The organism is Endozoicomonas sp. 4G, assembly GCF_023822025.1.
GTDB lineage: Bacteria > Pseudomonadota > Gammaproteobacteria > Pseudomonadales > Endozoicomonadaceae > Endozoicomonas_A.
In genome coordinates, this window is the sequence record NZ_CP082909.1 from 4393999 (window position 1) to 4402500 (window position 8502).

An 8502-nucleotide genomic window follows, 5' to 3' on the forward strand; every position below is an offset into this window, starting at 1 on the left:
GCGAATTCCATCCCATTTAATTTATTATTATCGCTTGGACTGCATCATATGTAGAAAGTTCCTATTTTTTTCCTGAATAAAATTAATTAATAAAGTGTTTGTACAATAGAGGTAACTCTAATTTATTTATGCATGGGACTCCCTGTCCAACCCCCTTGGCCTCCCCCCCTATCAATCTGTGTCATGAGAGGTGACAACAAAGTGCTGGTCCTTCAAATAGCCACTACTATCTCCAAACTGCTGGATAAAAGTCGCCTGCGGCAAATCACTACCAACCTGCTTGTATTCTCCATCCATCTTGTTCAACTCAGCAACAGCTGCTGTAGCCGCCCTAGGAGCCTGACCGAGAATAGCTGATCTACGTGGCAACTGCTCCTGCGTTGCTCTGGTAGCAGAATGCTGACATTGAATTCGGGCAATATCTCGACTAAGTTTCAGCGATGCTAAAAGAGGTTCGTGCATGAGCAAACAAAAAAACACCGTCAACCTAAGCTTGGACGGCGAATATAAAAACTGGCTGAAAACCTTGAAACAGAAGGTGCTGTCTACCCAGCTTAAAGCCGCTGTTCAGGTGAATTCGACTTTACTGGCTTTTTACTGGGAACTGGGGGAAGACATTGTTCGTCGACAGGCTCAGGCTAACTGGGGTGAAGGCTTCCTGAAACAACTCAGTAAGGACTTAATGTCGGATTTCCCTGAAATGAAGGGGTTTTCTCGTCGAAATCTTGAGTTAATCCGGCAATGGTACACGTTCTGGTCTGATGATGGGGCAATTGCGCAACAGCCTGTTGCACAATTAACTCAAATTCCTTGGGGGCATAACCAACTCATCATCAACAAATGCAAAAGCAAACAGGAAGCCCTGTATTACGTACAGAATACTATCAAGCACGGTTGGAGCCGAAGCGTACTCACTCACCAGATAGAAAGCGGCCTCTGGCAGCGAGAAGGACAAGCCGTCAGTAACTTTAGTGCCACCCTGCCAGCCGTTCAATCTGACATGGCGCAACAAACCCTGAAAGACCCTTATGTATTTGATTTCCTCGCTCTGACCCAAAACTACAACGAGCGTGAGCTTGAGAAAGGTTTGACTGAGCATATCACCCAGTTTTTGCTGGAATTAGGGGCTGGATTTTCTTATATGGGCAAGCAATTTCATATACAGGTGGGACAACGGGATTTTTTCATCGACCTGCTGTTTTACCATGTCCGGTTGCATTGTTATGTGGTGGTTGAGCTGAAGACGGTAGATTTTGAACCGGAACACGCAGGCAAACTGAATTTTTATATCAGAGCCGTGGACGAACAACTGCGCAAAGAGGGCGATACGCCCACTATTGGCATTCTGCTGTGCAAGAACAAAGACAAACTCGTGGCAGAGTACTCTCTCAGTGATATGCAAAAGCCTATTGGCGTTTCGGAATACCAGCTCACTCAATCATTGCCGGAAAACCTGCAATCGCAATTACCCAGCGTGGAAGACATTGAGCAGGAACTGGGAGGTGGAAAGTGAGCCAGAAGCAGGCCGACCACTGAACGGTTCAGCGTCGGCCTGACACAGCCATCGACAGTAAGTCAGGCGCTTATTTTGAAACCTCAGACTTGGTGCCGTCAGCGTGCCAGTCATAAACGACAAAACTGAAGTCTTTCAGGTCTCCCTTGCCATCGAAGGCCAGACTGCCTGTTGGCGTACTGAAAGTATTTGAACGCAGAGCGTCGGCTACTTTATCCGGGTTTTCACTCTTGGTCAGTTCCATGCCCTCAGCCATCACCTGAACAGCAGAATAGGAAGGGAATACGAAAGGACCGGTGAAGTCTTCACCTTTTGCCTTGAAGGCGGCTACCAGTTTAGCGTTGGCAGGATCCTGGTCAAAACTCTTCGGCAGGGTGACCAGCAGACCTTCAGAAGCAGGGCCGGCAATGGCGGAGATATCTTTATTGCCAACACCTTCAGGCCCCATAAATTTAGCTTTCAAACCCTTTTCTGCGCTCTGACGCAGGATCAGACCCAGCTCCGGGTGGTAGCCACCGTAGTAGACAAAATCAACGTCTTCTTTCTTCAACTTGGCAATCAGCGCTGAGAAGTCTTTGTCACCCGGAGTAACACCTTCAAAGACGGCTACATCAACACCGGCTTTTTCAACTGTATCCTTCACCGCAGTAGCAATACCTTCACCGTACTGCTGCTTGTCATGGATGACGGCCATCCTCTTGGGCTTGATGCTTTCTACGATGTAGTTACCTGCAGTAGGCCCTTGCAGACTATCGAGCCCGATGGTACGGAATATCAGCTCATACCCACGACTGGTAATATCCGGGGCGGTGGAGGCAGGGGTGATCATCAGGATGCCTTCATCTTCATAGATGTCGGTAGTGGGCTGTGTGGAAGCGGAACACAGATGACCCACTACAAAGCGGATATCGTCATTAACGATCTTGTTGGCAACGGCTACGGCCTGCTTAGGATCACAGGCATCGTCATAAACGACCGCCTCCAGCTGCTTGCCATTGACGCCCCCCTGTTTGTTGATCTGCTCAACGGCCATCTTGGCTCCGGCGAACTGCATATCACCATACTGAGCCAGAGGGCCAGTTACCGGGCCAGCCAAAGCAATTTTTATCGTGTTTGCGGCCTGAGCCAGGCCAGAAGCCCCTGCTACGGCGGCAGATAATGCCAGAGTGGCCAGAGTTTTGTTCATTTTTCTTATCATGGTGTTATTCTCTTGGAAAGGGTCTAATTCCATTTGATAATTATTTAAATCCTTCTTTCTCTCGAAAAGCTATATTAAGTATTTTTTTCAGTCATAACAGCTTTTTTTCCAAACTTTTTTCTTCGACTTCAGTCTAAAAACCGACCAAGGTAGTAAGGCAGGAGCGCCATTACCCATCTAGAGTAAAAACATCCAGCAAGGAAATGCCCAGAATAAGATGTAGGGAGAAGCAGTATGGATATGAGACAGCACAACACTCAGGATCATGAACTGGAAACCGGCGAACTGATTTTATTATCACTTTCTTTAGGCAGCGTCCTGGCTGCGCTTCACTATTTTTTAAATGCGATTTTCTAACAGCTACAAGTTCAATCGTAGCAGTGGCCGGGTTTACACCCGGCTCAAGTTTTTCAAAGCTTGATGGTCTTAACCCCCTGAGCAGTACCCAGCAGCAACACATCAGCAGACCTCATCGCAAACAAACCATTGGTCACGACTCCCACAATCTGGTTAATCTTTTCTTCCAGACCGATGGCGTCAATGATATTCAGATTCCAGACATCCAGAATGATATTGCCGTTGTCCGTCATAACCCCTTCACGATAAGCGGGGTCGCCACCCAACTTAACCAGTTCCCGGGCAACATGACTGCGAGCCATGGGAATCACCTCAACCGGAAGCGGGAATTCACCCAGTACGTCGACCTGCTTGCTCTCATCAGCAATACAGATAAACTCTTTCGCCACTGCTGCCACAATTTTTTCCCTTGTCAGGGCTGCCCCACCGCCTTTGATCAGATGCAGGTGATCATTGCACTCATCAGCCCCGTCAATATAAAAGCGCAGCTCACTGATACTGTTCAGGTCATAAACCGGGATTCCGTGCTGCTTCAGACGATCAGCAGAAGCCTCTGAACTGGCTACGCAGCCATCAAAACTGTTTTTGTGCTCCGCCAGAGCATCAATAAAGAAATTGGCCGTGGAGCCAGTGCCAATGCCGATGATCATGTCATCTTCCAGATGAGGGAGAATCCGCTGCAGCGCAGCTTCGGCAGTCGCCTTCTTCAGCTCGTCCTGGGTCATGTCTCTACCTTGCGGTCATATAAAATGGAGCTGGGGATTATACTCCCGGAAACGACCCACCGCTGAACTAAATGCCTTATTTCTGTCAGCCTTTTACCCATTGAGCACGATAAAAGATTGTTTCTTGCACATATGGCTGTTTAGAATCGGTCGAACCAAGATCAGCTATTACAAAGTGAAGTCCCATGTCTCATCAATACATAAGAAAGATACTCGAAGCCAAAGTTTATGATGTGGCGATTGAGACTCCGATTCATGAGGCTCCCTTTCTCAGCAAGCGTTTGAATAATAAGGTGTTTCTGAAGCGTGAAGACCTGCAGCCGGTATTTTCATTTAAAATCCGCGGTGCTTACAACAAGATGGCCCAGCTAACCGCTGAAGAAAAAGCCCGGGGCGTCACCTGTGCTTCCGCCGGCAATCATGCCCAGGGCGTTGCCATGGCAGCCAATACCATGGGCATCGAAGCCGTTATCGTAATGCCCGGCACCACCCCTGAAATAAAGTACAAAGCCTGCGAGGCCAGAGGCGCCAAGGTCATTCTTCACGGAGATACCTTTGATCAGGCGCTGACCTATTCCATGAAACTCGTTGAAGAGCAGGGCTATACCTTCATTCATCCCTATGATGATCCATACACTATCGCCGGTCAGGGCACGATTGGCATGGAGATTCTCCGTCAGCATTCCGGTCAGCTCGACGCGGTTTTTGTACCTGTCGGTGGAGGCGGTCTGGCAGCAGGCATCGCAACCTATATCAAATATCTGCGTCCTGATATCAAAGTCATCGGCGTTGAGTATGAAGAATCTGCCTGCCTGAAAGCAGCCCTGGAAGCTGATGAGCGGGTAACACTGCCCCATGTGGGGATTTTTGCTGATGGTATTGCCGTGGCCCAGATTGGTGAAGAAACCTTCAAACTCTGTCGGGAATACATTGATGACGTAATCACGGTCAGCTCTGACGAAATCTGCGCATCCATCAAGGATATCTTTGATGATACCCGCTCGGTTTGTGAACCTGCGGGTGCGGCTAGTGTGGCTGGCCTGAAAAAGTATGTCAGCAAGACCGGAGCCACCGATCAGAAACTGATGGCTATAGCCAGTGGTGCCAACATCAACTTTGATCGTCTGCGCTATGTTTCCGAACGTGCAGAATTAGGTGAGAAGCGCGAAGCCATCATCGCTGTCACCATTCCTGAGCAGCCCGGCAGCTTCAAACAATTCTGTGAAACCCTTGGTAAAAGGAATATCACCGAATTCAACTACCGTCTTCATAACCCCGAGAGTGCCCGAATCTTTGTAGGTGTCCAGGTTCATCCTGACCATATGCCCATCGACAATCTGATCCATGAGTTAAAAGAGAAAGGTTATCCGGTAGAGAACCTTACTGACAATGAGATGGCCAAGTTACATATTCGCCACATGGTAGGCGGCCACAGTAAAGCCGTAAAAGATGAGGTCGTTTATTGTTTTGAATTCCCGGAGCGTCCCGGTGCCCTGCTCAACTTTCTGGACAAACTGGGTGCCCGATGGAATATCAGTATGTTCCATTACCGGAATCACGGCGCTGCTTATGGCCGTGTTGCTGTCGGTCTGGAAATACCAGAAACAGAGAGACATCATATCGCCAAGTTCCTGAGTGAGCTGGGATATCACTATTGTGAAGAAACGGGTAATAAGGCTTATCAGGCGTTTTTGGGGTGATGACCTGCTGAGACCTCGGATTTCTTGTCCGGGGTTCAGCTTCTCTCAGGAAGAAAACAAGGTATAAACAAAAACCCCAGTCGATCTCTCAACTGGGGTTTTGCTGTATTCAATGCCTGGCGATGACCTACTCTCACATGGGGAAACCCCACACTACCATCGGCGATGCGTCGTTTCACTACCGAGTTCGGGATGGGATCGGGTGGTTCCAACGCTCTATGGTCACCAGGCAAAACTGGTCGAGCCGTTGGCTCTTGAGCTGGAAGCTTGAAGCTTGAAGCTGTTTCTCGAAAGCTGAGGCTCTGGAATCCAAATCTTTTTTTAAGCTGTGTGTCTATTCTTGCTCAACACTCTCTTTCACTGTGTACGGCTTCAAGCTTCCAGCTTCAAGCTTTCAGCTGCTAGATCGCTTTGGCGTTATATGGTCAAGCCTCTCGAGTCATTAGTACGGGTTAGCTCAACGCCTCACAACGCTTACACACCCCGCCTATCAACGTCGTAGTCTTCAACGTCTCTTATGGGCCTTAAGGCCAGGGAAGTCTCATCTTGAAGGGGGCTTCCCGCTTAGATGCTTTCAGCGGTTATCCCGTCCGAACTTAGCTACCGGGCAATGCGTCTGGCGACACAACCCGAACACCAGTGGTTCGTCCACTCCGGTCCTCTCGTACTAGGAGCAGCTCTCCTCAAACTTCCAACGTCCACGGCAGATAGGGACCGAACTGTCTCACGACGTTCTAAACCCAGCTCGCGTACCACTTTAAATGGCGAACAGCCATACCCTTGGGACCGGCTTCAGCCCCAGGATGTGATGAGCCGACATCGAGGTGCCAAACACCGCCGTCGATGTGAACTCTTGGGCGGTATCAGCCTGTTATCCCCGGAGTACCTTTTATCCGTTGAGCGATGGCCCTTCCATTCAGAACCACCGGATCACTATGACCTACTTTCGTACCTGCTCGAGATGTACCTCTCGCAGTCAAGCTGGCTTGTACCATTACACTAACCGCACGATGTCCGACCGTGCTTAGCCAACCTTCGTGCTCCTCCGTTACTCTTTGGGAGGAGACCGCCCCAGTCAAACTACCCACCACACAATGTCCCCGATCCTGGTAAAGGACCTGGGTTAGAACCTCAATATTGCCAGGGTGGTATTTCAAGGTTGGCTCCATGCAGACTGGCGTCCACACTTCAAAGCCTCCCACCTATCCTACACAAGCAACATCAAGATCCACTGTGAAGCTGTAGTAAAGGTTCACGGGGTCTTTCCGTCTAGCCGCGGATACACTGCATCTTAACAGCGATTTCAATTTCACTGAGTCCTGGGTGGAGACAGCGTGGCCATCGTTACGCCATTCGTGCAGGTCGGAACTTACCCGACAAGGAATTTCGCTACCTTAGGACCGTTATAGTTACGGCCGCCGTTTACTCGGGCTTCGATCAAGAGCTTCTCCGAAGATAACCCCATCAATTAACCTTCGAGCACCGGGCAGGCGTCACACCGTATACGTCCACTTACGTGTTAGCACAGTGCTGTGTTTTTAATAAACAGTCGCAGCCACCTGGTATCTTCGACCCCCTTCAGCTTACGGAGCTTCAGCCCATAAAGAGCAGTCCGATCACCAAAAAGGGCGCACCTTCTCCCGAAGTTACGGTGCCATTTTGCCTAGTTCCTTCACCCAGGTTCTCTCAAGCGCCTTGGTATTCTCTACCTGACCACCTGTGTCGGTTTCGGGTACGGTCCCTTTTGACCTGATGCTTAGAAGGTTTTCCTGGAAGCCTGGCATCAACCACTTCCCCACCTTGGTGGGTTCGTCATCAGTTCTCGGCTTTGTGAACCCGGATTTTCCTGAGTCCACAGCCTACGACCTTAAACAGGGACAACCATCGCCCTGCTGGCCTAGCCTTCTCCGTCACTCCATCGCAGTCAAAAGGGGTACAGGAATATTAACCTGTTTCCCATCGATTACGTCTTTCGACCTCACCTTAGGGACCGACTCACCCTGCGCCGATTAGCGTTGCGCAGGAACCCTTGGTCTTCCGGCGAGGGAGCCTCTCACTCCCTTTATCGTTACTCATGTCAGCATTCGCACTTCTGATACCTCCAGCCCACCTCCCGGTTGACCTTCTACGGCTTACAGAACGCTCCTCTACCGGTTGCAGTGGTCAGTTTTCAGTGGTCGGTCATCAGTCTTCTCATACTGACAACTGACCACTGAAAACTGACCACTGAACCCCGTAGCTTCGGTGAATAGTTTGAGCCCCGTTACATCTTCCGCGCGAGCCGACTCGACCAGTGAGCTATTACGCTTTCTTTAAAGGGTGGCTGCTTCTAAGCCAACCTCCTGGCTGTCTGGGCCTTCTCACATCGTTTCCCACTTAACTATTACTTTGGGACCTTAGCTGACGGTCTGGGTTGTTTCCCTTTCCACGACGGACGTTAGCACCCGCCGTGTGTCTCCCGTGATTGCACTCATCGGTATTCGGAGTTTGCATGGGGTTGGTAAGCCGGGATGGCCCCCTAGCCCAAACAGTGCTCTACCCCCGATGGTGAGACACGAGGCGCTACCTAAATAGCTTTCGAGGAGAACCAGCTATCTCCGGGCTTGATTAGCCTTTCACTCCTATCCACAAGTCATCCCCTGGCTTTTCAACGACAGTGGGTTCGGTCCTCCAATCAGTGTTACCTGATCTTCAACCTGCTCATGGATAGATCGCCCGGTTTCGGGTCTATTCACTGCGACTCTTTGTTCCGAAGAACGGCGCCCTATTAAGACTCGCTTTCGCTACGGCTTCCCTATTCGGTTAACCTTGCCACAGAAAATAAGTCGCTGACCCATTATACAAAAGGTACGCAGTCACACCCCGAAGGATGCTCCCACTGCTTGTACGTACACGGTTTCAGGTTCTATTTCACTCCCCTCAACGGGGTTCTTTTCGCCTTTCCCTCACGGTACTGGTTCACTATCGGTCAGTCAGGAGTATTTAGCCTTGGAGGATGGTCCCCCCATG

General features: G+C 50.0%; 6 protein-coding genes and 2 rRNA genes (1 of these 8 only partly in view). 3 read left to right on the forward strand and 5 right to left on the reverse strand.

Annotation, left to right across the window (positions count from 1 at the left end; translation table 11 throughout):
- Positions 1-171: 171 nt before the first annotated feature.
- On the reverse strand, positions 172-468 hold the full coding sequence (locus K7B67_RS17190) for a hypothetical protein (RefSeq protein WP_252177107.1): 297 nt from the start codon (positions 466-468) through the stop codon (positions 172-174).
- Here K7B67_RS17190 and K7B67_RS17195 point away from each other — a divergent pair.
- Positions 461-1513, forward strand: a complete 1053-nt coding sequence (locus tag K7B67_RS17195; RefSeq protein ID WP_252177108.1) for a PDDEXK nuclease domain-containing protein — start codon at positions 461-463, stop codon at positions 1511-1513. The genes K7B67_RS17190 and K7B67_RS17195 overlap by 8 nt on opposite strands.
- Before the next feature lie 70 nt (positions 1514-1583).
- On the opposite strand, the gene K7B67_RS17200 is transcribed toward K7B67_RS17195, so the two are convergent.
- Complete coding sequence (locus K7B67_RS17200; RefSeq protein ID WP_252177109.1) at positions 1584-2699, reverse strand: branched-chain amino acid ABC transporter substrate-binding protein; 1116 nt, start codon at positions 2697-2699, stop codon at positions 1584-1586.
- Positions 2700-2945: 246 nt separating this feature from the next.
- On the opposite strand from K7B67_RS17200, the gene K7B67_RS23905 reads away from it, so the two are divergent.
- On the forward strand, positions 2946-3068 hold the full coding sequence (locus tag K7B67_RS23905) for a hypothetical protein (protein ID WP_256484535.1): 123 nt from the start codon (positions 2946-2948) through the stop codon (positions 3066-3068).
- A 53-nt stretch (positions 3069-3121) separates the two neighbouring features.
- Here the strand turns inward: K7B67_RS23905 and rpiA are convergent, their stop codons facing one another.
- Positions 3122-3793 carry a ribose-5-phosphate isomerase RpiA gene (gene rpiA / locus K7B67_RS17205; RefSeq protein ID WP_252177110.1) on the reverse strand — a complete coding sequence of 224 codons (672 nt, stop codon included), beginning with the start codon at positions 3791-3793 and terminating at the stop codon, positions 3122-3124.
- A 185-nt stretch (positions 3794-3978) separates the two neighbouring features.
- On the opposite strand from rpiA, the gene ilvA reads away from it, so the two are divergent.
- The gene (ilvA, locus tag K7B67_RS17210; protein WP_252177111.1) at positions 3979-5493 is read left to right on the forward strand and encodes a threonine ammonia-lyase, biosynthetic; all 1515 of its coding nucleotides are present in this window, start codon (positions 3979-3981) and stop codon (positions 5491-5493) included.
- Positions 5494-5607: 114 nt separating this feature from the next.
- Here the strand turns inward: ilvA and rrf are convergent.
- Positions 5608-5723, reverse strand: a 5S ribosomal RNA gene (rrf, locus tag K7B67_RS17215).
- 191 nt (positions 5724-5914) lie between these two features.
- Positions 5915-8502: ribosomal RNA gene (locus tag K7B67_RS17220) — 23S ribosomal RNA — on the reverse strand (it continues 393 nt past the right edge of the window).